At 57.7% G+C, this 27000-nt stretch carries 26 protein-coding genes; 24 read left to right on the forward strand and 2 right to left on the reverse strand.

Annotation, left to right across the window (positions count from 1 at the left end):
- Positions 1-101: 101 nt before the first annotated feature.
- The 5 genes from CLV83_RS18235 to CLV83_RS18255 are packed head-to-tail and all read left to right on the forward strand — an operon-like array spanning position 102 to position 6157.
- Positions 102-599, forward strand: a complete 498-nt coding sequence (locus CLV83_RS18235; RefSeq protein WP_132295898.1) for a formate dehydrogenase subunit gamma — start codon at positions 102-104, stop codon at positions 597-599.
- Positions 599-2203, forward strand: a complete 1605-nt coding sequence (locus tag CLV83_RS18240; protein WP_243642433.1) for a formate dehydrogenase beta subunit — start codon at positions 599-601, stop codon at positions 2201-2203. The genes CLV83_RS18235 and CLV83_RS18240 overlap by 1 nt, the downstream gene beginning before the upstream one ends.
- A gap of 2 nt (positions 2204-2205) precedes the next feature.
- Positions 2206-5076, forward strand: a complete 2871-nt coding sequence (fdhF, locus tag CLV83_RS18245; protein WP_132295901.1) for a formate dehydrogenase subunit alpha — start codon at positions 2206-2208, stop codon at positions 5074-5076.
- The gene (gene fdhD, locus CLV83_RS18250; protein ID WP_132295904.1) at positions 5076-5927 is read left to right on the forward strand and encodes a formate dehydrogenase accessory sulfurtransferase FdhD; all 852 of its coding nucleotides are present in this window, start codon (positions 5076-5078) and stop codon (positions 5925-5927) included. The genes fdhF and fdhD overlap by 1 nt, the downstream gene beginning before the upstream one ends.
- The gene (locus CLV83_RS18255; RefSeq protein ID WP_132295907.1) at positions 5927-6157 is read left to right on the forward strand and encodes a formate dehydrogenase subunit delta; all 231 of its coding nucleotides are present in this window, start codon (positions 5927-5929) and stop codon (positions 6155-6157) included. The genes fdhD and CLV83_RS18255 overlap by 1 nt, the downstream gene beginning before the upstream one ends.
- A gap of 77 nt (positions 6158-6234) precedes the next feature.
- Here CLV83_RS18255 and CLV83_RS18260 read toward each other — a convergent pair whose 3' ends face one another.
- The gene (locus CLV83_RS18260) at positions 6235-8034 is read right to left on the reverse strand and encodes an amidohydrolase (RefSeq protein ID WP_132295910.1); all 1800 of its coding nucleotides are present in this window, start codon (positions 8032-8034) and stop codon (positions 6235-6237) included.
- Between the two features lie 314 nt (positions 8035-8348).
- Between CLV83_RS18260 and CLV83_RS18265 the strand changes: the two genes are divergently transcribed.
- From CLV83_RS18265 to CLV83_RS18275, 3 genes are all read left to right on the forward strand, one after another.
- On the forward strand, positions 8349-9554 hold the full coding sequence (locus CLV83_RS18265) for a tetratricopeptide repeat protein (protein WP_207894942.1): 1206 nt from the start codon (positions 8349-8351) through the stop codon (positions 9552-9554).
- Positions 9555-9603: 49 nt separating this feature from the next.
- The gene (locus tag CLV83_RS18270; protein WP_132295913.1) at positions 9604-9840 is read left to right on the forward strand and encodes a hypothetical protein; all 237 of its coding nucleotides are present in this window, start codon (positions 9604-9606) and stop codon (positions 9838-9840) included.
- A 198-nt stretch (positions 9841-10038) separates the two neighbouring features.
- On the forward strand, positions 10039-10920 hold the full coding sequence (locus CLV83_RS18275; protein ID WP_132295916.1) for an alpha/beta fold hydrolase: 882 nt from the start codon (positions 10039-10041) through the stop codon (positions 10918-10920).
- Positions 10921-11082: 162 nt separating this feature from the next.
- Here CLV83_RS18275 and CLV83_RS18280 read toward each other — a convergent pair whose 3' ends face one another.
- Entirely contained in the window at positions 11083-11814 is a 732-nt protein-coding gene (locus CLV83_RS18280) for a dienelactone hydrolase family protein (protein WP_165900348.1), read from the reverse strand.
- A 273-nt stretch (positions 11815-12087) separates the two neighbouring features.
- Between CLV83_RS18280 and CLV83_RS18285 the strand changes: the two genes are divergently transcribed.
- The 16 genes from CLV83_RS18285 (at position 12088) to CLV83_RS18360 (ending at position 26993) form a co-directional block, all read left to right on the forward strand.
- Positions 12088-12927, forward strand: coding sequence for an alpha/beta fold hydrolase (locus tag CLV83_RS18285; protein ID WP_207894943.1), 840 nt, complete (start codon positions 12088-12090; stop codon positions 12925-12927).
- Positions 12928-12932: 5 nt separating this feature from the next.
- A complete protein-coding gene (locus CLV83_RS18290) occupies positions 12933-13217 on the forward strand; it encodes an extradiol ring-cleavage dioxygenase (RefSeq protein ID WP_104003908.1) in 285 nt (94 codons plus the stop codon).
- 6 nt (positions 13218-13223) lie between these two features.
- Entirely contained in the window at positions 13224-14066 is an 843-nt protein-coding gene (locus CLV83_RS18295) for a DODA-type extradiol aromatic ring-opening family dioxygenase (protein ID WP_104003907.1), read from the forward strand.
- An 8-nt stretch (positions 14067-14074) separates the two neighbouring features.
- On the forward strand, positions 14075-14416 hold the full coding sequence (locus CLV83_RS18300; RefSeq protein WP_132295922.1) for a non-heme iron oxygenase ferredoxin subunit: 342 nt from the start codon (positions 14075-14077) through the stop codon (positions 14414-14416).
- Between the two features lie 13 nt (positions 14417-14429).
- A complete protein-coding gene (locus CLV83_RS18305) occupies positions 14430-15776 on the forward strand; it encodes an aromatic ring-hydroxylating oxygenase subunit alpha (RefSeq protein WP_132295925.1) in 1347 nt (448 codons plus the stop codon).
- A 2-nt stretch (positions 15777-15778) separates the two neighbouring features.
- Entirely contained in the window at positions 15779-16327 is a 549-nt protein-coding gene (locus CLV83_RS18310; protein WP_104003904.1) for a 3-phenylpropionate/cinnamic acid dioxygenase subunit beta, read from the forward strand.
- A 7-nt stretch (positions 16328-16334) separates the two neighbouring features.
- On the forward strand, positions 16335-17117 hold the full coding sequence (gene hcaB / locus CLV83_RS18315) for a 3-(cis-5,6-dihydroxycyclohexa-1,3-dien-1-yl)propanoate dehydrogenase (protein WP_132295928.1): 783 nt from the start codon (positions 16335-16337) through the stop codon (positions 17115-17117).
- Between the two features lie 24 nt (positions 17118-17141).
- On the forward strand, positions 17142-18080 hold the full coding sequence (locus CLV83_RS18320) for an NAD(P)H-dependent flavin oxidoreductase (RefSeq protein WP_132295931.1): 939 nt from the start codon (positions 17142-17144) through the stop codon (positions 18078-18080).
- Positions 18080-18859, forward strand: a complete 780-nt coding sequence (locus CLV83_RS18325) for a 2-keto-4-pentenoate hydratase (protein WP_132295934.1) — start codon at positions 18080-18082, stop codon at positions 18857-18859. Before CLV83_RS18320 ends, CLV83_RS18325 begins: the two co-directional genes overlap by 1 nt.
- A gap of 33 nt (positions 18860-18892) precedes the next feature.
- Complete coding sequence (locus CLV83_RS18330) at positions 18893-20722, forward strand: feruloyl-CoA synthase (protein ID WP_132295937.1); 1830 nt, start codon at positions 18893-18895, stop codon at positions 20720-20722.
- 168 nt (positions 20723-20890) lie between these two features.
- A complete protein-coding gene (locus CLV83_RS18335; RefSeq protein ID WP_132295940.1) occupies positions 20891-21805 on the forward strand; it encodes an acetaldehyde dehydrogenase (acetylating) in 915 nt (304 codons plus the stop codon).
- A gap of 24 nt (positions 21806-21829) precedes the next feature.
- Entirely contained in the window at positions 21830-22858 is a 1029-nt protein-coding gene (dmpG, locus tag CLV83_RS18340; protein ID WP_132295943.1) for a 4-hydroxy-2-oxovalerate aldolase, read from the forward strand.
- Positions 22858-23850 (forward strand): 2Fe-2S iron-sulfur cluster-binding protein, encoded by a 993-nt coding sequence (locus CLV83_RS18345; RefSeq protein ID WP_132295946.1) that lies wholly within the window; start codon positions 22858-22860, stop codon positions 23848-23850. Before dmpG ends, CLV83_RS18345 begins: the two co-directional genes overlap by 1 nt.
- A gap of 242 nt (positions 23851-24092) precedes the next feature.
- Positions 24093-25124, forward strand: a complete 1032-nt coding sequence (locus CLV83_RS18350) for a TRAP transporter substrate-binding protein (protein WP_132295949.1) — start codon at positions 24093-24095, stop codon at positions 25122-25124.
- Between the two features lie 93 nt (positions 25125-25217).
- Entirely contained in the window at positions 25218-25694 is a 477-nt protein-coding gene (locus CLV83_RS18355) for a TRAP transporter small permease (protein WP_132295951.1), read from the forward strand.
- 18 nt (positions 25695-25712) lie between these two features.
- Entirely contained in the window at positions 25713-26993 is a 1281-nt protein-coding gene (locus tag CLV83_RS18360; RefSeq protein ID WP_132295954.1) for a TRAP transporter large permease, read from the forward strand.
- Positions 26994-27000 lie beyond the last annotated feature (7 nt).

The following is a 27000-nucleotide window of genomic DNA, read 5'->3' on the forward strand; positions in this document are numbered from 1 at the left end:
TGGAATATCTGCCCCTGATGGTAATTTGACCGCCACTATAAGAGCAATACATCCGTCAAAATATGCAGTGTGGTTCATATTTGGCGGTTGGAGGAATAACAATGAATACACCGGGAAGCGTTAGCTGGGAGCCGACAGCTGCGCAAGCCATCATCGATGAGCTTAAGTCAAAGCCGGGAGCGCTGCTTCCGATTCTTCATGCAATTCAGAACCGTTTCGCCTATGTGCCGGAAGAGGCGGTGGCATTGATTGCGCCCGCGCTGAAGCTGTCCCGTGCTGAAGTACACGGCGTGATCAGCTTTTATCATCACTTCCGCACCCATCAGCCGGGGCGCCACGTGGTGGAGATCTGCCGTGCTGAAGCCTGCCAGGCGCAGGGATCCCGCGAGCTGGAAGCCCATGCCAAGGCGACTCTGGGTGTGGACTATCATGGCACCACCGCTGATCGTGCGGTCACACTGGAGCCGGTCTACTGTCTGGGTAACTGCTCCTGCGGCGCATCTGTGCGTGTAGGCGACGAAATCTACGCCCGCATGACACCGGAGAGCTTCGACGAACTGGTCGATGAGCTGCGTACCGAACGCCTGGAGGTGTTGTGATGAGTTCTGTGATGGCTGCTACCCGTATCTATATTCCCTCCGACACCACGGCGAAAGCTCTGGGTGCGGATCGCGTTGCCCGCGTTATCGAAGCGACGGCAAAAGAGCAGGGCGTTGAGCTCGAGATCGTGCGCAACGGTACCCGTGCACTCTACTGGCTGGATCCGCTGATTGAAGTGGATACGCCGGAAGGTCGTTTCGGCTACGGCCCGGTAACGGTGAAAGACGTGGACTCCCTGTTCGCGGCCGAGTTCTGGAGCGGTGAAACCGCTCATCCGCTGGCTGTAGGTCTGGTTGAAGAGATTCCCTACCTTAAGCGTCAGCAGCGTCTGACCTTTAGCCGAGCCGGTGTTACCGATCCGCTGTCGCTGAGTGATTATGAAGCTCATGACGGCTACAAGGGTCTGCGCAACGCACTGAAACTGGAAGCCCAGGGCATCGTCGATGCTGTGAAAGCCTCCGGCCTGCGTGGCCGTGGCGGTGCAGCGTTCCCTACCGGTATCAAGTGGCAGACCGTGCTGGATGCCAACTCCCCGGAACAGCAGAAGCAGAAATATATCGTCTGCAACGCTGACGAAGGCGACTCCGGTACCTTCGCCGACCGCTTGGTGATGGAGTGCGATCCGTTCATGCTGATCGAAGGCATGACCATCGCCGGTCTCGCCGTGGGTGCGACCCAGGGTTACATCTACCTGCGCTCCGAATACCCGTTGGCTGACAAGAACCTGAATGCGGCCATCGAAAGCGCCTACGCCAACAACCTGCTGGGTGAAGATATCCTCGGCAGCGGTCGTCACTTCGATCTGGAAGTGCGTGTCGGTGCTGGCGCCTACATCTGCGGTGAGGAAACCTCGCTGTTGGAGAGCCTTGAAGGCAAGCGCGGTCTGGTCCGTGCCAAGCCGCCGCTACCGGCCATCGTGGGTCTGTTCGGTCAGCCCACCGTGGTCAACAACGTACTGTCCCTTGCGGCGGTGCCGTTCATCCTCGACAAGGGTGCCCAGGCCTACGCTGACTGCGGTATGGGTCGTTCACGCGGTACGCTGCCGTTCCAGGTGGCTGGTAACGTCAAGCAGGGCGGTCTGGTTGAGCTGGCGTTTGGTCCTACCCTGCGCGAGCTGATGTTTGATTTTGCCGGCGGTACCCGTAACGGGCGTCCGCTGCGTGCGGTTCAGGTCGGTGGCCCGCTGGGCGCTTACCTGCCGGAAAGCCAGTGGGATACACCGCTGGATTATGAAGAGTTTGCCAAGGTCGGCGCCGTACTCGGTCACGGTGGCGTGGTGATGTTCGACGATACCGTCGACATGGGCGAGCAGGCGCGTTTCTCCATGGAGTTCTGCGTTGCCGAGTCCTGCGGTAAGTGCACTCCCTGCCGTATCGGTTCTACCCGCGGCGTCGAGGTAATCGACCGTATCCGCGCCGGTCAGAATGTGGATGCCAATCTGGAACTGCTTTCCGACCTTTGCGAGACCATGCTGGACGGTTCTCTTTGTGCCATGGGCGGCATGACTCCCTTCCCTGTTCAGAGTGCGGTTAAGCACTTTGGGGAAGACTTCGTTAAACACTCAACCAGTGAGCACCTTAACAGCGTGCTGGAGGAGGCCTGATCATGTTGCAGCATTTTGATCCGAACAAAGACTACGGTACCCCGGCGTCACTGAGCGAAAAACTGGTGACACTGGAGATCGACGGCGTTGAGATCAGCGTGCCGGAAGGCACCTCCGTCATGCGTGCCGCCGCGCTGGCCGATATCAACATTCCGAAGCTATGTGCCACCGATAACCTGGAGTCTTTCGGCTCCTGCCGTATCTGCGCAGTGCAGATCGAAGGTCGTCGCGGCACGCCGGCGTCCTGCACCACGCCGGCCGAAGCCGGCATGAAGGTGACCACCCAGAACGAAAAGCTCGCCAAGCTGCGTCGCAACATCATGGAGCTGTACATCTCCGATCATCCGCTGGACTGTTTGACCTGTCCGGCCAACGGCGATTGCGAGCTGCAGGATATGGCGGGTGCTGTCGGCCTGCGTGAAGTGCGCTACGGCTTCGATGGCGAGAACCATCTGGATGCGCCGAAAGACACCTCTAACCCGTACTTCACCTTCGATGCCAGCAAATGCATCGTCTGCTCACGCTGCGTGCGTGCCTGCTCCGAAGTTCAGGGTACCTTCGCACTGACCATCGATGGCCGCGGTTTCGACTCCAAGGTCGCTGCTGGCCAGGACGAAGACTTTCTCGACTCCGAGTGTGTCTCCTGCGGTGCCTGTGTCCAGGCCTGCCCGACCGCCACGCTGATGGAAAACTCCGTCATCGAAATGGGTCAGCCGGAGCACAGCGTTGTCACTACCTGCGCATACTGCGGTGTGGGCTGCTCGTTCAAGGCTGATATGAAGGGCGACCAGGTTGTTCGTATGACTCCCTATAAGGGCGGTGAAGCGAACCACGGTCACTCCTGCGTCAAGGGCCGTTTCGCCTTTGGTTACGCGACTCACAAAGATCGTATCCGCGCACCGATGATTCGTGACTCCATCGATCAGCCGTGGAAGGAAGTTAGCTGGGAAGAGGCCATCGGCTTCGCCGCTCGTCGTCTGAAAGAGATCCAGGCTGAACACGGTCGCGAGAGTATCGGTGGTATCACCTCATCTCGCTGCACCAACGAAGAAACCTACCTGGTTCAGAAACTGATCCGTGCCGGTTTCGGTAACAACAACACCGATACCTGTGCCCGTGTCTGCCACAGCCCCACCGGCTATGGTCTGAAGCAGACTCTCGGTGAGTCCGCGGGTACCCAGACGTTTGATTCCGTGATGCAGTCCGACTGCGTGCTGGTGATCGGTGCCAACCCCACCGACGCGCACCCGGTATTCGGTTCCCTGATGCGTCGCCGACTGCGTGAGGGCGCCAGCCTGATCGTGGCTGATCCGCGTCATATCGACCTGCTGGATACACCGCACCTGAACGACTCCATGCACCTGCCGCTGCGACCGGGTACCAACGTGGCCCTGGTTAACGCGCTGGCACACGTGGTGGTGACCGAAGGTCTGGAAGACAAGGAATTCATCGCCAAGCGTTGCGAAGGCGATGCCTACAGCAAATGGCGTGATTTCATCTCCGACGAGCGCCACTCACCGGAGCACATGGAAGCGGTAACCGGGGTTGCTGCTGCCGACATCCGTCAGGCTGCGCGCACCTACGCGACCGCCGGCAACGCTGCGATCTACTACGGTCTGGGCGTCACCGAGCACAGCCAGGGTTCCACCATGGTAATGGGTATCGCCAACCTGGCGCTGGCCACCGGCAACATCGGCCGCGAAGGTGTGGGTGTGAATCCGCTGCGTGGTCAGAACAACGTGCAGGGTTCCTGCGACATGGGCTCCTTCCCGCACGAGCTGCCGGGCTACCAGCACGTGGCTGATCCGGTTGCCCGTGGCCGCTTTGAAGCGGTCTGGGGTGTAGAGATTGATCACGAGCCGGGCCTGCGTATCCCGAACATGTTCGATGCCGCTATCGCCGGTCAATTCCGCGCCATGTACGTACAGGGCGAGGATATCGCTCAGTCCGACCCGAACACCCAGCACGTCGAACAGGCGCTGCGCGCGCTGGACTGCCTGATCGTGCAGGATATTTTCCTTAACGAGACCGCCAAGTTCGCACACGTGCTGCTGCCGGGCTCCACCTTCCTTGAGAAGAACGGTACATTCACCAACGCCGAGCGCCGTATCAACCGCGTTCGCAAGGTGATGCCGCCGATCGCCGGTAAGGAAGACTGGGAAGTGACCGTCGAGCTGTCCAACGCCCTGGGCTACCCGATGGACTACAGCCATCCGTCCGAGATCATGGACGAGATCGCCAGCCTGACGCCGAGCTTCAAGAACGTCAGCTACGAAAAACTGGAACAGGAAGGCAGCCTGCAGTGGCCGTGTAACGACGAGCATCCGGTGGGTTCACCGATCATGCACGTGGAAAACTTCCCGATCGGCGATGGCAAGGCTCACTTCGCGATTACCGAGTTCGTGGCTACCACCGAGCGCTCAAGCCGCCGCTACCCGCTGTTGCTGACCACCGGTCGTATCCTCAGCCAGTACAACGTGGGTGCGCAGACCCGTCGTACCGACAACCAGGCCTGGCATGACGAGGATATTCTCGAAGTGCATCCGTATGATGCGGAAGAGCGTGGTATCAAGGATGGCGACTGGCTGGGTATCTCCAGCCGTGCAGGTCATACCGTACTGCGGGCTCTCGTCAGCGAGCGCATGCAGCCGGGCGTGGTCTACACCACCTTCCACCACCCGCACAGTGGTGCCAACGTGATCACCACCGATAACTCCGACTGGGCAACCAACTGTCCGGAGTACAAGGTGACCGCGGTGCAGGTCGAGAAAGTGACTCAGCCGTCTGAATGGCAGAAGAACTTCCACGACAACCACGAACGTCAGCAGAGCTTCCTCAAGGAAGCGGCTGCCGCGGCGGCGGAAGCTCAGTAATGAGCGCCAACCCGGGCCGCAAAGCGTTCAGGGTCACGCAGCGTCGGGGTGCTGAGTCGGCAACGGCTCAGGACCTGCTGGCGGAAGAGGTCGCGGTAGCGCTTGTCTACAACGGCCTCTCCCATGTGGTGATGATGGCAAGCCCGATGGACCTGGACGACTTTGCGCTGGGTTTCAGCCTGTCGGAAGGGATCATCGAGCGGCCGGAGCAGCTCTACGGTGTGGAGCAGGTACCGCAGAAACAGGGCATCGAGCTGCATATCGAGATCGCCAGCGAGTGCTTTGCAAAGCTCAAGGAGCACCGCCGTAACCTGGCCGGTCGCACCGGCTGCGGTCTCTGCGGTGCCGAGTCGCTGCAGCAAGCGGTGGCCACGCCCAAGCCTGTCCCAGCACTGGCGTTGCCAGACGGTGAGAGCATTGAAAACGCCCTGGCGCAGCTGCGGCAGAATCAGCCGCTGCAGTCCGTCACCGGCGCGGTGCATGGTGCGGCCCTGTGTGATCTGGGCGGCAATATCCTGCTGCTCAGAGAAGATGTGGGTCGTCATAACGCACTGGACAAGCTGATCGGCGCCCGTGCAGAAGATCGCGATGATTATCCTGCTAATGAGGATAGCTTCGTCCTGATCTCCAGCCGCGCCAGTTACGAGATGGTCAACAAGTGCAATGCCATGGGTATCTCGACGCTGGTGGCGGTATCGGCCCCCACCGCGCTGGCCGTGGAGCATGCATCGATGGCCGGAATGAACCTGGTAGGCTTTGCCCGCACCGGACGCCATGTGGTTTATACCACCAGTGCGGCCGCTCAGAGCGGTATAACCGAAGAACAAATTAGCTTAGCGAGAGCAAAATAATGTCGCAGAGTGAAATGGACCGACTGGTCCAGATGATCAACCAGATCGCTATCAACAACATCAGCGCCGGCGATGAAAACGCCGTGGCTGAGATGATCGCCGGCCATGTTCAGAAGTTCTGGTCACGCCGGATGAAACAGATGCTGGGCGAGTATGTAGAGCAGGGCGGCGAAGAGCTGCACCCGGCTGCCAAGCTGGCGGCTCAGAAGCTGAGCGCTCAGGCAGCTTGATTCAGTCTGTCTAGCACGATGAAAAGGCCGCGTTATGCGGCCTTTTTCGTTATGGGGTGGTTAATGAACGGCCCAGCTCAGTTGACTCCCTGATGCCAGGCATCCAGCAGGTGATGTGCGTTTTCCTGGTCCGCAATCAACGGTGGGCGTCGCAGTGCGTTCGCGGCCATCTCGCCATTCGCTTGATAGACAACTTCGCCATCCTTGATGGTCATGAGTACCTGGAGTTGATCCAGGGTTTCCGGGTCGATGGCGGTCGGGTCTGCAGACAGGATGACAAAGTCGGCGACCTTGCCTTTCTCGATGCTGCCCTTGCTGTTTTCCTCAAACTGCTGCCAGGCGGGCCAGATGGTCATCGCCTTGAGTGCTGTCATCACGTCAACGCGTTGCGTAGGCCCCAGGATATCGCCGGAGCGGGTGCGCCGGGTAACTGTGGCGTCGAGTATGCGCATGCTGTCGGGGAAGGCTACGGGTGCGTCATGGTGGGAGCCGAACATCATATCGCGTGCACGTACCCAGCCGGTCGGCGAGATGTTCTCGGCGTTAACCGGGCCGACGGTGTGGTCCCGGTGCCAGTCGCCCCAGTAAAAGGTGTGCATCGGGAACAGTGACATAAATACGCCCAGCTCCTTGTAGCTGTCCACCTGGTCCTCACGCAGGAACTGACCGTGAATCAGTACCGGGCGGTTGCCCGGATCGCCATAGGTTTGTTGCGCGTTCTTCAACGCATCGATAAGCATATCGGATGCGCCCTCGCCGTTGGCATGGGTGATCACCTGTATGTCGTGCTGGTAGCACCAGTTTACTGAGTCCTGTACCTGCTCCATGGTCACTGCAGCATAGCCAGCATAACCTTCCGGATAATCACCTACCGGGTCGTAATAGGGGCGGTCACGCAGGGCGGTGAAGCCTTGGGGGGAACCGTCGATGGTCAGCTTGCAGCCGCCGACCCGAACATGACCTGTGTAGTCGTTTGAAACATTGGCTTCCAGGTAGTCTTTGGCTTCGAGAACGTCGGGAAAGGCGATAACGTCGATCGGCAGCTTGCCGGCCAGGTCTACCGCTTTCAGCGCTTCAACGACGCCGCCGGAAGAGCGGCCATCCTGAGAGGTGGTATAGCCGAACTGTGCCCACATCTTTGCACCGGCCGCGGCAAAGGCCTGGAGTCCCTCGGGGCCGAGCTCAGACAGCATCGGCACCAGCGTTGTGAAAAAAGCGTACTCTTCCAGCACGCCGTTTGGCTCGCCGTTACTATCCCTGCGAATGACACCGCCGGCGGGATTCTCCGTGGATGCGTTGATGCCGGCCATCTCCAGCGCTTTCGAATTCGCCACACCCAGGTGGCCTGACTGGTGCACGATCATTATTGGGTATTCGGTGGAGACCGCGTCCAGGTCCTCCCGGGTAGGGTGTCTGAGCTCCTTGAGCTGGGCGTTGTCGTAGCCGAAACCGATGATCATTTTGACCTGTTTGACCGCCTCGGCATTGGTTTCAGCCCAGTTGAGCAGGCTCTGCTGCAAGCTGGCGATATCGGTGACTTTGCCATCCGGCGGCGCAAGCAGGTTAGCTGACAGGGCCTGAATGCCGCCCATCACCACATGGCCATGGCTGTCGACAAAACCGGGCAGCAGTGCCCGACCTTCCAGGTCGATCAGTTGGGTTGTGTCGGTCTGAAACGAAGTGACCTCGGCCAGGTCGCCGACTGCCAGAATCTGGCCATCTTTCACGGCTACGGCATCAGCTCTCGGCTGAGCGTCATTGATCGTCAGGATAGAGCCACCCATATAGATGGTATCTGCACTGTCTTGTGCCGCTGCTATGCCGGAAAGGAAAAGACCGGTGCCGAGAAGAAGGGGGACGTAAGCTTTGCTGGCCATGCGGGTTGTCCTCGATGATGGGGCCTATGAAACTTAGACAAGATCAGCAGAAAGGCCAAAACACCTTTTTAGTCAGACTCCTATGCGGTTATGGAAAAACTGGCCTGTGATTTGAAATTAAGGGTAAAAGGAGTCCCTAAAGAGGATGGGGCGCTGTGCGGAAGTGGTTGTTCCTATTGCTGGTCAGGCAGGAGTGAATCAACTGAAATGGCGCGCAACCTCGGTGCCGGTCCGCTTTGTGTGAATGGAACTACACTGCTATCGAGCACAGCCAATTAACATCCTGTTGGTCTTTAACTCCAGAGGTTCGAAGTATGAACGATCCGCGTTCCGGCATGGCGATCACTAGCGACTCGGAGCAGGCGGCGCAGAATTACCTGGATGCAGTAGATCGGATTCTGGGCTCCGAATCTGGCGCTAAAGAGCTGCTCGATAGTGCGCTGGAGCAGGACCCGGAATTTGCGCTGGCCATGGCTGCTCGCTACATGCTCGCCAAGGACGGAAACGATCCTGCCGCTGATGACCTGCGCGCCAAGGCCCAGTTCCTGGCCCAACAGGCGACGTCCTGGGAGCAGGCTCATATCGAAGCGCTGATCGGTTTGTTGACCGATCCTTACGCAAACCTTGCGCAAACCGAGGCCTATGTTGCCGCTAACCCCGGTGATCTGCTGATCATCTCCCAGTTATCCGGCTACCTGATTTTTTATGGTGGCCCGGAAAAACTGTCCCGGGTTCTAAATATTCTTCAAGCTTCCGAGACGACGTTGGGTGATGACTGGGCGTTCCTGGCGCGTTTGGGTTTTGCCATCAGTGAAGCGGGAGATCCGGCGCAGGGGCGGGAGGTTCAGGAGCGGGCGCTGAAACTGCGGCCGCATTCCCTCTACACCATCCACGGCTATGCTCACATTCTGCATGATCTGGGTGTGCCGGATGAGGCCGAGACACTGATTCATACCTGGCTTGATCGGCATAAAGCGACCGCAGAGGGTGGCGCTCTGTATGGGCACCTGCAGTGGCATTTGGCACTGGCCGAGTGGCAGGTGGGCAAGCGGGATGAAGCCTGGGCGCGCTACCAGCGTTACAGCGCCCCGGAAACTACCACCTGCGGCCCGGTACTGACACTGGCGGATTGCGGCGGCTTTCTGCTGCGCGATTATCTGAAAACGGGAGAAACCTCGCCGCTGACCCCGGCGGTAGCGGAGCTGACAGCGCGGTTCGAAGGAATGTTGGCACACCCGTTTATCGCCTTGCATGTGGCGGGTATTCACGCGGCGACAGGAGGCCTTAGCGGACTGGATGGCTGTGCGGCGCTTATTCGCGAGAAGGAGTCTAGCGACAATCGTGATCTTGCGCTTCAACTAGTGGAGTCCGTTGGTCTCTTTGCCCGCGCCGATTTCTCGCGTGCGGCTCAGTTATTGGGGGAGATCACAAAGCCGCAGCGTATCGGCGTAGGCGGAAGTCGGGTTGAGCGGATGCTGATCGATCTGCTTGAGGAAAAAGCCCAGGAGCGTGCCGCGTGACTTGCTATCAGACCGCAAGATCAATGATTGGGTTGCAGGAGGAGCTTCTGTGAGGCTAATCATCATACTGAGTGCCGTATTGCTGGTGGGGCTGCTCGTTTACAAGCAGATCGGTCCTGGTGTCGTGCAGCCATCCGAAACGGTTGACGCGCTCTCATCCCAGGATGCTCCCCAGGTGCCGACGACACCCCAGCAGGTCAAAGAGTTTGGTGTACAGATGAACGAGTACATGAATGAAGAAGCGGAAAAAAGAGCGGCCGCTATCGAGAAAGCTACCTCCCAGTGAGGTGGTTTTTAAATCCGCATATTAAATCTGGCTAGCTAGCTCCTTTAAGTTTCTTACTTTTCAGTCTTTCCACTTCGTCGGAATAATGAACCTGTGCAATATCAAAGTGCATATTCTTAGTGTCTGAACCTTTCACTCAGCGTATAGATTGCCGGCTTGATCTCTTTAGCCTGTAAGAAAAAATACTCTGGTGGACGTATGGAAAAGGATGGCCTGATTGCAGGCTTCGAGCGGGTTCGAGTGCCCGGTGATGGGATTACAGTTGATGCACTGGTGGGCGGCGAGGGGCCGCCGCTACTGCTGCTGCACGGCTATCCGCAAACGCGGATGATCTGGAAGAAAGTGGCGCCTGTTCTGGCCCGCTCTTTTACCCTGGTGATCCCCGACCTGCGCGGTTATGGTCGCTCCGAGAAACCCCTCGATGAGGCCAGGCCGGAGCTTTACTGCAAACGGCAGATGGCGCGGGATCAGCTGGCGACCATGCGGCATCTTGGCTTTGATTCCTTCCATGTTGCCGGCCATGACCGCGGCGCCAGGGTCGCTTACCGGCTGGCGTTCGATCAGCCGGAAGCGGTCAAACGACTCGCCGTTATCGATATCATTCCCACACTGGATCTGTTTGCAGCCAGCGGCGAGGCGTTTATGGGGATGTTTCACTGGAGTTTTCTGGCGCAGCCCTATCCATTGCCGGAGATGCTGCTCGAGGGACGTGGTGACCGTTTTGCGCTCGCCCTGATGCAGCGCTGGGTTAAACCTGGTTTCAAGTTCGATGAGGAAGCGCTGGAAGATTACCTGCTGAGTAACCGGAATCCTGCTGTGGTTCGAGCGGGCTGCGACGACTACCGTGCAGCCTGGTTGTTTGACCGTTTACACGACCAGGAAAGTCTTGCTAAGGGTAAGCTCGAAATGCCGGTGCTGGCGCTCTGGGGCGCTGCAGGAGCGGTCGGCAAGGCATCGCCGCTGGAGATCTGGGCGCGTTGGGCAAAAGACTTGTGTGGCGAGGCGTTACCTGCAGGTCACTTTGTGCCCGAAGAGGCGCCGGAAGAGACGGCCCGGGCACTGCGGGCGTTTTTCAGTTAACTCCCTGTCGTTTTGGCCCTGCCTGGCAGTGCTTCACCCCTGCGAAAAAATCAGCTTTTCAGGCGTACCTGGCCCTACTTTATGTTTAAGCGGGGCCTCAGCGTACGCCGTATTTGGGGCATTGATCATTTGTGGCGCCTCCTGTCTGCTTGAAGGTTCCTCTTAAGCGTCTTTTCCTTCACTGGCCTTGTTGGCTTCGCTGACCTCTGCAATCAGATCGGTTGCCAGTCGCCAGGAACGCCGGTCCGCGAGAGGGCTGTATGCGACTCCGGCCGCAGGGTTGTTCGAGCCAGGTATGGCGAACGAATGTGCGGTTCCGCTGAAGCTGATAAACGACATGTCGAGCTGGTTTTGATCGAAGTAGTCCAGCGTCTCTGCGATCTCCTGGCGCGTCACCATTGGGTCGGCGCTGCCGTTCAGGATCAAAAAGCGGCATCCGCTCGTCAGGGCGGGCAGGTCTTTCGGGAAAGAGAGCAGGCCGTGGAAGCTGATCGAGGCGCGCAGCTCGCTATCGATAAGCCCGAGTTGCAGGGTGCAGAGCCCGCCGAGGCAATAGCCCAGGCTAAGTTTGTTCTCGTAGGCGCCAAGCTCCCGCTCGATCTCTGACTTCAGTGTCTGCAGATGCTGGCGCAACGCTTCGAAGTCCGCCACCAGGTTTTGCATCGCCTCTTGGCGTCCCTCCATGGAGGTGAGATCTGTGCGACTGCCGTGGTAGTCGACAATGACCGCATCCAGCCCCATGCCGTTAAGACGCTTTGCGACCTCCCTTTCAAATGCGCTGATACCCGCCCAGGTGGGAAAGATCAGGGCGAGAGTTCCCGTCTTTCCATCGGTTGCGAAAAATTCATGAGAATGCAGTCCTGTATGGACGGTGCGACTGATAGATGTTCTCAAAACAATCTCCTTAACCCGCTACATCTGTGTATTTTTTGTCGGACTTTTGCAGTGGCTGTCTGGCCAGGATAAAAAAATAAATAAAAAAACTCATCTATTAGATGAGAAAAACACAGCCTAATACGCTCTTCTTAAATTTTTCAACTCATTGATATATATAGTTTTATTTGTATTTTTCCGGTGTTTTTAAAGCGCCTGCCGGCCCGTTTTTTCGAAAGCCTCCAGGCATTGACGCACATCAATAGGGTGATTATATTCGCCATACAGTTGTGTATGTTGAGTGTGGAGGAAGAGATGGTCGAAGCGGATCGCAAGTACGTTCAGGCAGCGGGTCATGAGACTGCCTACTTCGAATGTGGCCAGGGTGCACCCCTGCTGTTGCTGCATGGTTCAGGCCCCGGCGTATCAGGCTGGACCAACTGGGGCGGTGTCATGGACCAGCTGGCAGAGAACTTTCACGTCATCGTTCCGGATATCGCCGGCTTCGGTTTTACCGAGTTCAAAGACGGTACCGAGTACGACATCAAGTTCTGGGTAAACCACCTGGTTGAGTTCATGGATGCGCTGGGTATCGATCGCGCTTCCCTGGTGGGTAACTCCTTCGGTGGTGCTGTTGGTCTCGGTCTTGGGTTGTTCAATCCTGAGCGTCTCGACAAGCTGGTGCTGCTGGGTACGCCTGCAGGCACATTCCCGCAGACCAAGGGCCTGGCTGGCGCCTGGCTGTATGAGCCGTCCGTCGAGAACATGCGTGCGCTGATGGAGCTCTTCCCCTACGACAAGAGCCTGATCACCGATGAACTGGTGCAGTCCCGCTACGAGGCCAGCGCCCGTGCCGGTGCCCAGGAAGCGCTGCGTAAGCTGATCCCCAAGCCGTCTGAAGATGGCGAAACCATGGTCAAGGCGTTCCCGGAAAAGGCAGTTCGCAACATCAAGGCCCAGACCCTGGTTCTGCACGGTCGTCAGGATGGCGTGGTGCCGCTGCAGTGTGGCCTTGCCCTGGCAGAGAATATTCCCAATGCCGACCTGTTCGTGTTCGCACAGTGCGGTCACTGGGTGCAGACGGAACAGAAACAGAAGTTTCTCAATATCGTAACCAGCTTTATTGGCGGGTAAGTCTGATGAAACGAGATGTATTGGAACGGGTGTTGTGGAGCCTGTCGATCGACCGGTTCTCAAAAGAAAAATTCAAAGAAAACCCGGAAAAGTTCCTCGGCCGCTTCCCGTTGGATGCCGAGGATGTCCGCATGATCCTGGAGTTTGACGTCAAAAAGCTCCAGGAGGTTGGCGTGAATCCGATGCTGACAATGGGTTACTGGATCGAGATGTCTCCCGATCGACAGATGTCTTCTTATAACAAAAAGCTCGGCTCTGAATCCGAGTACTCAGCGTCAATCAAGGGGTAAGCAGATATGGCACAGATAGTTGGCGGATTTTTGGTGCCGCATGATCCGGTCATGTTTGTCGCCGGTGATGCGGCGCCCGCGGACAAGGCTGAAAAGGTATGGGGCGCGTTTGAAACCTGCGCTCAGCGTCTGGCGGATAGCGGTGCAACCACCGTGATCATCGTCGGCAACGATCACTACATGCTGTTTGGCACTACCTGTCTGCCGAAGTACTGCATCGCGACCGGTCACCTGGAAGGTCCGCTGGATCAGCTTCCTGGCCTCAAGCGTGGCCAGATCGAGAACAACGAAGCGCTGGCAACGGCCATTGCCGAGCACGGTGCAGAGAACGGTTTTGACTGGTCCGTAGCCCGCTCTTTCACCACCGATCACTCGTTCTCTATTCCGCACCAGTTGATCGTGCGTCGCGCTGAAGAGTTGAGCGGTCGCAGTATCGCGGCGATTCCGGTGTATCTGGCCAGCGCGGTGGACCCCTACATCACCACCGAGCGTTCCCGTGAGCTGGGTGCGCAGATGAATGCGGCGATTGAAGCCTTCGCCGGTGATGACAAGGTTGCGGTGATCGGTAGTGGCGGCATCAGCCACTGGGTCGGTACCAAAGAGTCCGGCAAGGTCAACGAAGCGTTTGACCGCCGCGTGATCGACAGCTGCTGCAGCCTGGATATGGATGGCCTGGCCTCTCTGAGCAATGAAGAGATTCTCGAAGAGGGCGGTAACGGTGCGATGGAGATCCGCAACTTTCTGTGTGCCATGGCGGCCGTCAATCCGGTGAGTACCGATCTGGTTGAATACCAGCCGGTGCCGGAGTGGGTGACCGGGCTCGGATTCATTGAACTCAAGGTAGCGTGAGGGGCGAGATGGATAAGGTATTTCTCTGCAAGGTATCTGACCTGGCGGAAAACGAAGTTAAGAAAATCGATAACAGCGAGCACGGTGATATCGCCGTTTATAACCTCGGTGGTCAGTACTACGCAACGGCGGATCTGTGCACCCACGCAACAGCATCACTGGCGGAAGGCGATGTGGAAGATGATCTGATCGTCTGCCCGGTGCATTGGGGTCAGTTCCATATCCCGACCGGCAAGGCGATGGGTTTCCCCTGTGAAATCGATCTGCGCACCTACCCGGTTGAGGTGGAAGGCGATGATATCTACGCCCTCGTCGAAGCGGCGGATGCGGCTCTGATTGCCAAAGGTTAGAGGATAGAGACTGATGAGCAACATAATAAAAACTGTAGACGTTACGGATAGCCTGGAAAATCTGAGCGAATTCTGTGATATCGAGAACGGCCGTATCTCCGGCAAGATCTTCTCTGATAAGGCGATTTACGAGCAGGAGCTGGAGAAAATCTTCGCCCGCTGCTGGCTGTTTGTCGCCCACGAATCACAGATTCCGAAGACCGGTGACTACATCACCACCACCATGGGTGAAGACGAAGTGATCGTCGTGCGCCAGAAAGATGGTGGTATCAAGGTTTTCCTTAACGCCTGCCCGCACCGTGGCAACAAGGTCTGTTTCGCCGAGTCCGGCAGCACCCGTGGCTTTATCTGTAACTACCACGGCTGGTCGTTCAATACCGCCGGTAACCTGGTGGGTCAGCATGAGTCCGGCATCTATGAAGCCAGCGACTTCGACAAGTCCAAATGGGGTCTGAAGGAAGTTGCCCAGGTCGATTCCTGGAAGGGGCTGGTATTTGCCACCTTCGATCCGGAAGCACCGACCCTGAAAGAGTACCTCGGTCCGATGACCTGGTACCTGGATGCGCTGTTCGACAACCAGGAAGGCGGCACCGAGTTTGCCGGTGGCTGTATCCGCTCCACCTATGAATGTAACTGGAAGATCGCGGCGGAAAACTTCGTCGGCGATATCCTGCACGCCGGCTGGACCCACGACTCCGCAGCCCGTGCCATGCTCGGCGGTGCGGTGGCCAAGGTCAGCGATTTTGAAGAGTCCTACTCCGTTAACTGGAACGGTCACGGCTACGAATTTGCCCTGGATACCGTCGGTAACGTGGCGGTACTCGGTGAGAGTGCGCTGAACAAGTATGTCCATACCATCAAACCGTCTGTGGCAGAGCGTCTGGGCGAGTTCCGCTCCAACATGGTCGCGTCGGTGTCCTCCTGCACCATCTTCCCGAACTTCTCCTTCCTGGCGGGGCAGAACACCATCCGTGTCTGGCAGCCGCGCGGTCCGAACAAGATCGAGCTGTTCAGCTGGGTGCTGGTCAACAAGAGCGCCCCGGACGATATCAAAGAGAAGTGGCGCAAGGGCGCAATGATGACCTTCTCGCCCACCGGCGTGTTCGAGATGGACGATGGCGAGAACTGGGAATACTGCACCCGGACCTCCAAGGGCAAGGTGACCGGTGCTCAGGATCTCTATATCGGCCTGGGTATGAACACCCTGGAGCGACAGACCGACCTGCCGGCCAACGTTTACAAGGGGCAGCTTAACGAGGCGAACGCCCGTGCCTACTACCAGCACTGGTACGACCATCTGAATGCGAAGAGCTGGTCGGAGATCCCGGATCGTAACGTTGGCAAGGCGGAGGTTGAATAATCATGGCAAACCAGACTGAGACTCAGGTTGAGCTGCGCCCGGTATCCATGGAGCAGCACCACAAGGTGTCCTGCTTCCTGGCTCGCGAGTACCGCCTGCTGGATGAGGAAAAGTTCGACGAATGGCTGGCGCTGATGCACGAGGATGTCCACTACTGGATGCCGGGCATCGAAAACCGTCGCCGTGAAAACCTGCTTGAGCACGGTTTCTACGCCAGCGATCACATGGCTTACTTCGACGACAAGCTGCGTGACCTGCAGCGCCGTGTGGCGCGCTTCCAGCAGCCTTCCGCCTGGGCGGAAAACCCGGGTACCCGTAATGTGCACCAGGTCTCCAATATCGAGGTGTACTACGGCGAAACCGACGGTGAATACCTGGTCCACTCGGTGTTTCAGAGCGTGCGTAGCCGCGGCATGGATGAAGAGTATGTCATCTACGGGCGCCGTACCGACGTGCTGGTAGAGGAGGGCGGCAGCTTCAAGCTGAAGAAACGCCTGATCCTGATCCCGAACGCGACACTGAGCTGCAAAAACATCAACACCTTCCTGTGAGGGCGCTATGAAAACGCTAGAAAGCAAAGTTGCGCTCGTCTCGGGTGGTGCCGATGGCATCGGTCGCGCCGTGGTCGAGCGCTACATCGCTGAAGGCGCCAAGGTCGCGGTGTTCGATATCAACGCCGAGAAACTGGAGTCTCTGAAGGCCGCGTACCCGGATGAGCTGATCACGGTGCACGGAGATGTCACCCGTTACGAAGATAACGAGCGCGCCGTTGCCGAAACAGTGGCCGCGTTTGGCAAGCTCGATATCTTTGTCGGCAACGCCGCGCTGTTCGACTACTTCGTACCGCTGCGTAAGATCGCGCCGGAACAGCTGGAAGAGAGCTTCGACAAGCTGTTCCACGTTAACGTGATGGGCTACATGAACGGCGTTCGCGCCGCGATGGCAGAGCTGAAAAAGAGTAAGGGAGCGGTGGTGCTCACCGTGTCCAACTCCGGCTTCTATCCCGGCGGCGGCGGCATTCTTTACGTTACCGCTAAGCACGCAGTGGTTGGATTGATTAAGCAGTTGGCCTACGAGATGGCGCCGGATGTCAGGGTGAACGGCGTATCTCCGGGAGCCACCGATACCGAGATGAAATCGGTGGACGGAATCTCCGACCGGGCGCAGCCGCTGAACCATATCCAGGGCTTCCGCGATAATGCCGCCAATGCGGTGCCGCTGAAGCGGATCGCGTCGCCTGCTGATCACACAGCCTTCTATGTTGTTCTGGCCTCCAACGAGCAGTCACCGATGACCACCGGTTGCGTCATCCACAGTGACGGCGGTTGGGTCGCCAGATAAGAAATAAACGGGAGCATAACAATAATGAGTATTTTCGATACCACCCGACTGCCGCTGCTGGTGGCACCCATGTTTCTCGTATCGTCGCCGCAGCTGGCTATCGCTGCAGCACGTTCCGGGGTTGTTGGCAGCCTGCCGGCGGCCAATGCGCGCAGCGTGGAAACCCTCGATGAGTGGATGTCCGAAATCCACGCCGAGCTCAGCGGTGAAGGCCTGCCCTGGCTGTTCAATATGATTGTCCACTCCACCTACGACCGCTTTGATCGTGAGATTGAGCTGGTGCGCAAGTATCAGCCCTCCATCGTCTCCACGGCGCTGGGCTCCCCGGCTCGGGTGATGGAGGTGGTGAAGGGCTACGGCGGCCAGGTTTACGCCGATGTCATTACCCCGGCCATGGCGAAAAAATCGATCGCAGCCGGTGTCGATGGTCTGATCCTGGTGACCCAGGGCGCCGGTGGTCATACCGGTCGCTATAACCCGCTGGCCTTTATCGCTGAAGTACGTGAGTTCTGGGATGGGCCACTGGGCATCGCTGGCTGTATCTCTCGGGGTGACGATATCGGCGGGATGCTGGCAGCAGGCGCTGACTTTGTGGTGTCCGGTACCCGCTTTATCGCTGCTGACGAAAGCTTCGCTGTCGATGAGTACAAGCAGATGCTGGTCGATTCCGCCATGGAAGGTGTGGTTGAAACCAAGGCGGTCAGCGGCGTGCTGGCCAACTGGATGACCGCAAGTCTCGAGAAGTGTGGCATCTCCCCGGACGACAAGGGCGACGACAAGGTAATCGACTTCTCCGGCGATATCTCCACCGCCAACAAGGCCTGGAAAGATGTCTGGTCTGCCGGCCAGGGTGTGGGCGTGACCAAAGAGGTGAAGAGCTGCCTCGACATCGTCGACGAGATGCACACAGAGTTTGTCGAGTCCCTGCAGAGAGTCAACCAGCTGTCAGAAAGGTACCTCTAATGTCCAGTTCAGAGTTCAATGCTGTTGCGCAGCAGATAATTAAAGCTAGAGCCGAAGCCTGCGCTATCGATCCCATCTCGGGTGCTTACCCCCACTTCGATATGGATGATGCCTACGCGATCCAGAAGCTGGTCAATGCCGCCCGCGTTGACGACGGTGGTCGCGTGGTCGGCTACAAGATCGGCCTCACGTCCAAGGCGGTTCAGGAGCAGCTCGGCGTCGGCCAGCCCGACTACGGTGTGCTGTTCGCGGATATGGAGCTGCGCCAGGGCGAGGTACTTGATACCAGCGGCCTGATCGCCCCCAAGGCCGAAGGTGAAATCGGCTTCGCATTCAAAAACGATATCGACCGCAGTGACCTCACGCTGATGGAGCTGCAGGCCGAAATCGACTTCTTTTTCCCGGTGATCGAGATCGTTGATTCCGTGGTGCGCGACTGGAAGATCGGCATCGTCGATACCATCGCGGATAACGCATCCTCCGCGCGTTACATGATCGGTACCAAAACCTTCAGCCCGCGCGGCGTCGACTTCGGCGAACTGCCGCTGACGATCAGTGCGCCTCAGGGCGAGATCAAGGGTGTCGGTCGGGCCTGTCTCGGTAATCCGCTGTACGCCACTCACTGGCTGGTGAAAAAGCTCATCGAGCTGGATGTGCCGGTCAAACGCGGACAGATCGTGCTGTCTGGGGCCATGGCGCCGATGGTACCGATTACGCCAAACAGTGAGATCGCTTTCGACTTCGAAGGACTTGAACGTCTGGTGCTCACTTCGCGCTGAGAAGCCCACAAGTACAAAAAGAAGGGTTAAGTTATGGGTGAAAATATCTACGCTTCGCTGCCGGCTACCCAAACGTCGGTAACCCAGGAACCGGATGGTTCCTTCATTGTGGCGTCGCAAACCGAGCTCAAGCCGTATGAGCGTTGCGTCGGCGACTGGCTGGAGCGCTGGGCTGAAGAGCGCGGCGACCAGATCTTTATCGGTGAACGCCAGGGAGAGGGCTGGCGCGCGCTGGGCTATCGTGAGTTCCGTAACTCCGTACACCGCGTTGCCCAGGGGCTGTTGAATCTGGGGCTGGCCGACCGTGGTCCCCTGGTGATCCTGTCCGGTAACTCGGTGGATCACGCGCTGATCATGATGGCGGCCATGCATATCGGCATCCCGGTGACCTCGGTCTCCGTGGCCTATTCTCTGGTGGCCAAAACCCACGAGAAACTGGCATCAATTGTTGAGCGGCTGCGCCCTTGCGCTGTGTATGCCGATGATGCGCTGCAGTTTGCCGATGCGCTCGCCGCCTGTGAGGGTGTCGAGACATTTATCTCATCCCGCAATCACCTGGAGAGCGACGGTGTGTTGCCGTTTGAGCAGCTGCTCAATACACAGGCCACCGACGCGGTAACCGAGCGTTTCAACGCGTTGACGCCGGAAAGCCACGCCAAGTACATGCTGACCTCCGGCTCCACCGGCGTGCCCAAGGTGGTGGTGAACACCCAGCGTATGCTCTGCTCCAACCAGCAGATGGTGGCCCAGTATTACTCCTTCCTGGAAAGTGATACGCCGCGTGTCCTCGACTGGCTGCCGTGGAGCCACACCTTCGGTACCAACCATAACTTCAACCTGGTGCTCAGAAACGGCGGCACCCTGTATATCGATAACGGTAAACCGGTGCCGGGTCTGATCGAAGAGAGCGTGCGCAATCTCAAGGAGATCAAGCCGAACCTCTACTTCAACGTGCCCAAGGGGTTTGAAGTGCTGCTGGGTTATCTGCGCGAGGATGAATCCTTCCGCCAGAGCTTCTTCTCCAGCGTCAACATGCTGTTTTACGCCGCAGCGGCACTGCCGGGCCCGATCTGGGATGAGTTGAAGGAGATGTGTGCCGAGACCGGGAACGACGTTTTCTTCACCACTGAATGGGGCTCCACCGAGACCGCGCCGGCCAACACCAACGTTCACTGGCGTCTTGAAAAGGCCGGCAATATCGGTATTCCGCTGCCGGGCGTGCAGATCCGCTTTGTGCCCAACGGCTCCAAGCTGGAGATGCGTATCAAGGGCCCGAACGTGTTCAGCGAGTATCTCAACGACCCGGAAACCACCGCGGATTCCTTTGACGAGCAGGGCTTCTACCGCATTGGCGATGCTGGTCGCCTGGTGGACCCGGAAGATGCCTCCAAGGGGATCCTGTTCGACGGCCGTGTATCGGAAGACTTCAAACTCTGCACCGGTACCTGGGTCTGTGTCGCCACGATCCGCGCCAATGTGCACAAGTACCTGGGCGACCTGGTGGCCGATGCGGTCGTCACCGGCCATGACCAGGATTACCTGGGCCTGATGCTGGTACCCGGTCCGGGTATGCGCAAGCTGGCAGGGGACAAGGACGGCACTATGACCGGCAGCGAACTGATGGCGAATCCGGCGGTCCGCAGTGCGCTTGAGAACGAACTGGTCGTGATGGCTAAGCAGTCACGAGGCTCAGCTCAGCGGGTTTGCCGCGCACTGATCCTGGAGACGCCGCCGTCTCTGGAGCAGGGCGAGGTTACCGATAAGGGCAACCTGAATCAGCGTCGGCTGCTAGAAACGCGCGCCGAATATGTGCAACGGCTCTATGACGCAGATGTACATGAGAGCGTTATCAGCATCATTTAATGGGTGAGAACAATATGGCTAAGAAGCTTAATGCCGTGATCATCGGCCCGGGCTGCTCTTCAGGGGTAAGCCGGTACAGATCTGCTGATGAAAATGAAACGTTCAGCGTGGATCGAGCCCTGCTCGTCATGAGTTCACAGATTAATTAAGTGACCGGGAGATAGGTTAATGAGCAAAAAACTGAAAGCAGTCATTATCGGCCCCGGTAACATCGGTACTGATCTGCTGATGAAAATGAAACGTTCAGAGTGGATTGAGCCGGTCTGGATGGTGGGTATCGACCCTGAATCCGAAGGCCTCAAGCGCGCCCGTGAAATGGGCATCAAAACCTCTGCCGAGGGTGTCGACGGCATTCTCGACAAGGTGATCGAAGATGATATCCGCGTCGCGTTTGATGCTACCTCTGCCTATGTCCACGCCGAAAACAGCCGCAAGCTGAATGAGCTTGGCGTGATCATGGTCGATCTGACGCCGGCCGCCATCGGCCCGTTCTGTGTGCCGCCGGTCAACCTGGCCGCGCACGCCAAGAACCTGGAGATGAACGTCAACATGGTGACCTGCGGTGGCCAGGCGACGATCCCGATGGTCGCAGCTGTTTCCCGAGTTCAGCCGGTTGAATACGGCGAGATCATCGCCACGGTTTCATCTCGTTCCGTGGGCCCGGGTACACGTCAGAACATCGACGAGTTTACCCGTACCACTGCCGGCGCGGTGGAGAAGGTAGGCGGCGCGAAGAAAGGCAAGGCGATCATCATCATCAACCCGGCGGAGCCGCCGTTGATCATGCGAGACACCGTGCACTGCCTGACCGAAGGCGAGCCGAACCAGGATGCGATCACCGAGTCGGTCCATCAGATGGTGGCCGAGGTGCAGAAATATGTGCCGGGCTATCGCCTGGTAAACGGCCCGGTCTTTGATGGCAACCGCGTTTCCATGTTTATGGAAGTGGAAGGACTTGGTGACTTCCTGCCGAAGTACGCCGGCAACCTGGACATCATGACCGCTGCGGGCCTGCGTACCGCCGAGATGTTTGCCGAAGAAGCGGCGAGCGGTGCTATCGATTTGCCGGCACGCGGCCAATAAGCCTGGGACGGAGGAGAACAGACAATGAATCTGCAAGGTAAGAAAGTCCGTCTGCACGACATGAGCCTGCGTGACGGCATGCATGCAAAGCGCCACCAGATCAGCCTGAAAGAGATGGTGGATGTAGCCACGGCGATGGATGAGGCGGGGATGCCGCTGATCGAAGTCACCCACGGTGATGGCCTAGGCGGTTCGTCGGTCAACTACGGTTTTCCGGCACACTCAGACGAGGAGTACCTGGGCGCCGTTATCCCGAAGATGAAGCAGGCCAAGATTTCGGCGCTGCTGCTGCCGGGTATCGGCACCGTCGATCACCTGAAAATGGCCAAGGAGCTGGGCGTCTCCACCATCCGTGTGGCGACCCACTGCACCGAGGCGGACGTGTCCCAGCAGCACATCACCATCGCCCGTGAGATGAATATGGACACCGTGGGCTTCCTGATGATGGCGCACATGGTTCCGGCCGAGAAGATTCTCGAACAGGCCAAACTGATGGTCGGCTACGGCGCCAACTGCATCTACTGCACCGACTCCGCCGGCTACATGCTGCCGGAAGAGGTCAGCGCCAAGATCGGTCTGCTGCGTGCCGAACTGCCGGACAATATTGAGATCGGCTTCCATGGTCATCACAACATGGCGATGGGTGTGGCCAACTCACTGGCGGCGATCGAAGCCGGCGCTGCCCGTATCGATGGATCCGTTGCGGGCCTCGGTGCCGGTGCCGGTAATACCCCGCTGGAAGTGCTGTGTGCGGTGCTGGATCGCATGGGCTGCGAAACCGGTATCGATCTCTACAAGATCATGGATGTGGCGGAAGACCTGATCACGCCGATGATGGATCAGCCGATCCGTGTCGATCGTGACTCCCTGACCCTGGGCTACGCCGGTGTTTACTCCTCCTTCCTGCTGTTCGCTCAGCGCGCGGAGAAAAAATACGGCATCTCAGCCCGTGACATTCTGGTAGAGCTGGGTCGTCGTGGCACCGTGGGTGGCCAGGAAGACATGATCGAAGATCTGGCCCTGACCATGGCGAAGCAGAAAGGAGTGGTCTGATGGCTGTTGAAGTCAGAGTCGAGCCGTCTGGTAAGAGCTTCAGCGTCGAAGAGGGGCAGAGTGTGCTGGAGGCTGGCCTGAAGGCCGGCGTTACTCTCAAGCACAGCTGCCGGGATGGTCAGTGCGGCGAATGCCGCACCACCATCGTCTCCGGGCAGGTCGCTTACGCCGATGAGGTGAAAGACAAGCTGGTCGAAACCGACCTGGATGGCGTCACTGGCCTGATGTGCCAGGCGCGCCCGAGCAGTGATCTGGTAGTGGATGCCCCCGAGGTTACCGAGCTGGAAGGGATCAGTATCCAGAAGTTCCCGGTCCGAGTGCTGGCCAAAGAGGTGTTGTCGGACGACGTGGTGGTGCTGCGTTTAGGTCCGGCACCCGGTATCGAGTTCCGCTGCATGCCTGGTCAGTACATCGACCTGCAGATGAAAGATGGCAACAAGCGCAGCTACTCCGTAGCGGCAACGGATGATAGTGGCCAGATCGAACTGCATATCCGCAAGATGCCGGGTGGTGTGGTTAGCGGCTTTATCTACGATGAGCTTAAGGCCAAGGCGATCCTCACCGCTGAAGGGCCGTTCGGGACTTTCTATATCCGCGAGGGTGAGGCTCCGATCATTCTGACCGCCAGTGGCACCGGTTTTGCGCCGATCAAGGCGATCATCGAACAGCTGGTGCGTGAGGATAACAGCCGTCCCGTGGTGCTCTACTGGGGTGGTCGTCGTAAGGCGGACCTCTATTACCACCAGATGTGTCTGGACTGGGGTAAAGAGTTGTCCTGGTTGACCTATGTGCCGGTGCTGTCCGAAGAGGAGGGCGACTGGGATGGCCGTACCGGCTTTGTGCATCAGGCGGTGGTGGATGATATCCCCGATATGTCCGGTTATGAGGCTTATGTCTGTGGCGCGCCCATCGTGGTCAGCTCGGCGCGGACAGACTTCGTAGAAAAATGCGGCCTGGACCTGGCCAATTTCCATAGTGATGCCTTCCTCTGAGTCGGCCTTGTTATAAGACGGCGAGATACCCCGTGCCGTAAACATGTTCTTCGGTGCGGGGTAATGTTTTGTTTATAAACATTCACAGCTGTATGTTTTAGGTTTTTAATAATAGGTTTTTGCCTATATTTAGGCATAAAATCGAACTAAAAACCGGAAACATTAAGTTGAAAAAAAGATACATTAATGTATCTTTTTGGTTGAAAGCTACTCCTGGAAAATAATAAATATGAGGGATAGACATGAAAAAATGTCGTAACCTAGCCGCAGCTCTCTGTGCTTCAATCTCACTCACCGTTGGTGGTAACGCACTGGCGGACGATACCCTGACGCTGAGATACAACCAGTGGTTCCCGTCTTCTCACTGGTCCCAGGTTGATGGTCTGCTGGACTTCTTCCGGCAGGTTGAAACCGTCACTGATGGACGTGTCAAAATCCAGCCTTCTGCCAAGCCGTTGGCGCCGCCAAACCGAAACTACCAGGCGGTAACCAGTGGTATAGCGGATGTGGCCTGGGGCCCGCACGGCTATACGCCGGGCGCCTTCCCGCTGACCGAGATGGTCGAATTCCCCTTTGATACCGTCGATGCTGAAAAAAGCTCCATTGCTTACTGGCGTACATTCAAAGAGCACTTCCAGCCCACCGGCATGCAGGAAGACGTGGTCACTCTGGCGATGCATGTGACCTCTGGTGGCAATATCCATATGAAGGATGACGCGGTGGTTACTCCGGAAGATCTCAGTGGTAAGAAAATCCGTGTGCAGACACCGGTGGTTTCCAATGCACTGCAGGAACTGGGCGTATCGCCGATCTCAGGCTCTTTGGTTGAGCTGCGTGAATTCCTTTCCCGCGGCGTGATTGATGGCACTGCGCTCTCTGATGAGTTCGTGACCGGCTTCAAAATCGACAAATATGTTAATCACGTGACCCGTATTCCTGGTGGCCTCTATTCCAACTCTGCGTTCATCATCATGAACAAAGACAAGTGGGATCAGATCAGCCCGGAAGATCAGGCCGCGATCCGGAAAATTTCCGGCGAGGTACTGTCTGCACGGATGGGCAAGCTGTGGGACGAGAACGACCTGAAAGGGCGTGAGTTCCTCAAGGCCAAGCTCGGCGAAGAGTATCGTGAAGCGTCTCCCGAGCTGATGGATGCGCTGGCCGAGGCCTTCGCCCCTCAGCGTGCAGAGTGGTTCAACGTCGCTAACGAGAACGGTGTCGACGGTAAAGCGGTGATGGATTTCTACCGCAACGAGATCGATTCCCTGCAGTAAGCCCCAGCGCTTGTGTAGCTCCCTGCGCCTCAGGGCAGGGAGCTCTTTTTAACCACTTATTTTTCCTCTGCGGATCTATAGAAGAGGCCGCCTATGCCTTTCTCTGTGCTAAAGCTTCTCGAGAGTCTCTGTTCCCGGGTCGCTGTACTTGCTGCGCTCCTGATGGCGCTAATCATCGTGGTCGACGTAATCGGACGTAATATCTTTAACGCATCTCTGGGTTTCTCTTATGAGGTGGTCTCTATCTCACTGGCGGTGATGTTTTATTCCGGGCTCTACCACGTCCATAAAACACGCAGCCATGTGACGATCGACCTGCTGGATAAATACTTCGTCGGTGGTTTAGGGCGTTTTGTTTTCTGGTTTGTCTATCTGATCGAGTGCGTTTTCTTTACCGCGCTGGTGGTGACCGTATTTATGCAGTCCTACGAGTCATACAAGTTCGGGGACGTGTTCCTGTTCCTGGGTGTTTACAAGTGGAAGGTGATTCTCGGCATCGCAATATTGGCCCTGATCGCCTGGATCAGCCTGCTGGTGGCTGCGCCGCAGCGACATCTGCGTGAAGAATAAGAGTGGTGGGTTAAAAAAATGATAATGCTGATCTCTTTTGTTGTCCTGTTTATGCTGCTGTTCCTGCGGGTGCCTATCGCAGTGGCGACCGGCATGGTGGGTGTGTTTGGCCTGGCTTTTTATCAGGGCTGGCCGGCGGCTTTCAGCCAGCTTGGAAGTATCGCCACCGATACCGTGCTGTCCTATGAATTCGCGGTGATTCCGCTGTTTATCCTGATGGGTAATATCGTTGCCAAGTCAGGCCTTGCCGATGAGCTTTACGCTGCAACCTATGCCCTGATCGGCCACCTGCGTGGCGGTCTGGCGATCACCACTGTCGGTGCTTGCGGGGGTTTTAGCACCTTCTGCGGCTCCAGCTTCGCCACTGCTGCGACCATGTCGAAGATCGCCTATCCATCGATGATCCGCTACGGCTATTCGCAGAATGTGGCCACCGGTACCATCGCCGCCGGCGGCACGCTTGGGATACTGATTCCGCCCTCCATCGCGCTGGTGTTCTACGGCATTATCACCGAGACCGATATTGGCGAGCTGTTTATCGCCGGTATCATCCCGGGCCTGCTCGGTATCCTGATGTACTGCCTGACCATTATCGCGATCTCTTATGCACGGCCGGGTTCCTGCCCCTCGGGTGAAAAGCAGTCGCTGTCCGAGCGCTTTGCTGCGGTACGCCAGATCTGGGCCTTCACCATGCTGGTAGCCCTGGTGCTGGGTGGTATCTACTTCGGCCTGTTCTCACCTACCGAGTCTGCGGCCGTGGGTGTTGTCGGCGCCATCCTGCTGACCGCACTGCGTGGACGTTTCGACATCAAGAAAATACACGAGGCGCTGCAAGACTCTGCCGCGACCAGCGTGTCACTGATCGCGATTCTGATCGGCTCGCTAATTTTCGCCAACCTGGTGAACGTGTCGAACTTCCCGTTCGTGATCGTGGACTGGATTGAGAGCCTGGGTTTCAGCCTGCTGGGTGTGCTGCTGGTGATCATCCTGATCTACCTGGTGCTCGGTGCGGTACTTGAGTCAATCTCCATGTTGCTGCTGACGGTGCCGGTGTTCTACCCGGTGGTGAGCAGCATGGGCATGGACCTGGTCTGGTTCGGTATCGTGGTTGTCGTTGCCACCGAGATCAGTCTGATTACTCCTCCCGTCGGTCTTAATGTCTTCGTGCTCAAGTCCGTGCTGCCGGATATCGATCTGAAGGTGATCTTCAAGGGTGTGTTCCCGTTTGTGATCTCCGACATGCTGCGACTGGCAATTATCGTGCTGTTTCCGTCGGTCTCCCTGGTACTGATCAGCTAGATCAGTA

This window comes from Marinobacterium mangrovicola, assembly GCF_004339595.1.
Classification (GTDB): Bacteria; Pseudomonadota; Gammaproteobacteria; order Pseudomonadales; family Balneatricaceae; genus Marinobacterium_D; species Marinobacterium_D mangrovicola.

What these genes read in the sequence shown, in the direction of transcription:
- CLV83_RS18235 (WP_132295898.1), top strand. Translation starts at nt 102, where the DNA reads ATGAATACACCGGGAAGCGTTAGCTGGGAGCCGACAGCTGCGCAAGCC.
- CLV83_RS18240 (WP_243642433.1), top strand. Translation starts at nt 599, where the DNA reads ATGAGTTCTGTGATGGCTGCTACCCGTATCTATATTCCCTCCGACACC.
- fdhF (WP_132295901.1), top strand. Translation starts at nt 2,206, where the DNA reads ATGTTGCAGCATTTTGATCCGAACAAAGACTACGGTACCCCGGCGTCA.
- fdhD (WP_132295904.1), top strand. Translation starts at nt 5,076, where the DNA reads ATGAGCGCCAACCCGGGCCGCAAAGCGTTCAGGGTCACGCAGCGTCGG.
- CLV83_RS18255 (WP_132295907.1), top strand. Translation starts at nt 5,927, where the DNA reads ATGTCGCAGAGTGAAATGGACCGACTGGTCCAGATGATCAACCAGATC.
- CLV83_RS18260 (WP_132295910.1), bottom strand. Translation starts at nt 8,034, where the DNA reads ATGGCCAGCAAAGCTTACGTCCCCCTTCTTCTCGGCACCGGTCTTTTC.
- CLV83_RS18265 (WP_207894942.1), top strand. Translation starts at nt 8,349, where the DNA reads ATGAACGATCCGCGTTCCGGCATGGCGATCACTAGCGACTCGGAGCAG.
- CLV83_RS18275 (WP_132295916.1), top strand. Translation starts at nt 10,039, where the DNA reads ATGGAAAAGGATGGCCTGATTGCAGGCTTCGAGCGGGTTCGAGTGCCC.
- CLV83_RS18285 (WP_207894943.1), top strand. Translation starts at nt 12,088, where the DNA reads ATGTTGAGTGTGGAGGAAGAGATGGTCGAAGCGGATCGCAAGTACGTT.
- CLV83_RS18290 (WP_104003908.1), top strand. Translation starts at nt 12,933, where the DNA reads ATGAAACGAGATGTATTGGAACGGGTGTTGTGGAGCCTGTCGATCGAC.
- CLV83_RS18295 (WP_104003907.1), top strand. Translation starts at nt 13,224, where the DNA reads ATGGCACAGATAGTTGGCGGATTTTTGGTGCCGCATGATCCGGTCATG.
- CLV83_RS18300 (WP_132295922.1), top strand. Translation starts at nt 14,075, where the DNA reads ATGGATAAGGTATTTCTCTGCAAGGTATCTGACCTGGCGGAAAACGAA.
- CLV83_RS18305 (WP_132295925.1), top strand. Translation starts at nt 14,430, where the DNA reads ATGAGCAACATAATAAAAACTGTAGACGTTACGGATAGCCTGGAAAAT.
- CLV83_RS18310 (WP_104003904.1), top strand. Translation starts at nt 15,779, where the DNA reads ATGGCAAACCAGACTGAGACTCAGGTTGAGCTGCGCCCGGTATCCATG.
- hcaB (WP_132295928.1), top strand. Translation starts at nt 16,335, where the DNA reads ATGAAAACGCTAGAAAGCAAAGTTGCGCTCGTCTCGGGTGGTGCCGAT.
- CLV83_RS18320 (WP_132295931.1), top strand. Translation starts at nt 17,142, where the DNA reads ATGAGTATTTTCGATACCACCCGACTGCCGCTGCTGGTGGCACCCATG.
- CLV83_RS18325 (WP_132295934.1), top strand. Translation starts at nt 18,080, where the DNA reads ATGTCCAGTTCAGAGTTCAATGCTGTTGCGCAGCAGATAATTAAAGCT.
- CLV83_RS18330 (WP_132295937.1), top strand. Translation starts at nt 18,893, where the DNA reads ATGGGTGAAAATATCTACGCTTCGCTGCCGGCTACCCAAACGTCGGTA.
- CLV83_RS18335 (WP_132295940.1), top strand. Translation starts at nt 20,891, where the DNA reads ATGAGCAAAAAACTGAAAGCAGTCATTATCGGCCCCGGTAACATCGGT.
- dmpG (WP_132295943.1), top strand. Translation starts at nt 21,830, where the DNA reads ATGAATCTGCAAGGTAAGAAAGTCCGTCTGCACGACATGAGCCTGCGT.
- CLV83_RS18345 (WP_132295946.1), top strand. Translation starts at nt 22,858, where the DNA reads ATGGCTGTTGAAGTCAGAGTCGAGCCGTCTGGTAAGAGCTTCAGCGTC.
- CLV83_RS18350 (WP_132295949.1), top strand. Translation starts at nt 24,093, where the DNA reads ATGAAAAAATGTCGTAACCTAGCCGCAGCTCTCTGTGCTTCAATCTCA.
- CLV83_RS18355 (WP_132295951.1), top strand. Translation starts at nt 25,218, where the DNA reads ATGCCTTTCTCTGTGCTAAAGCTTCTCGAGAGTCTCTGTTCCCGGGTC.
- CLV83_RS18360 (WP_132295954.1), top strand. Translation starts at nt 25,713, where the DNA reads ATGATAATGCTGATCTCTTTTGTTGTCCTGTTTATGCTGCTGTTCCTG.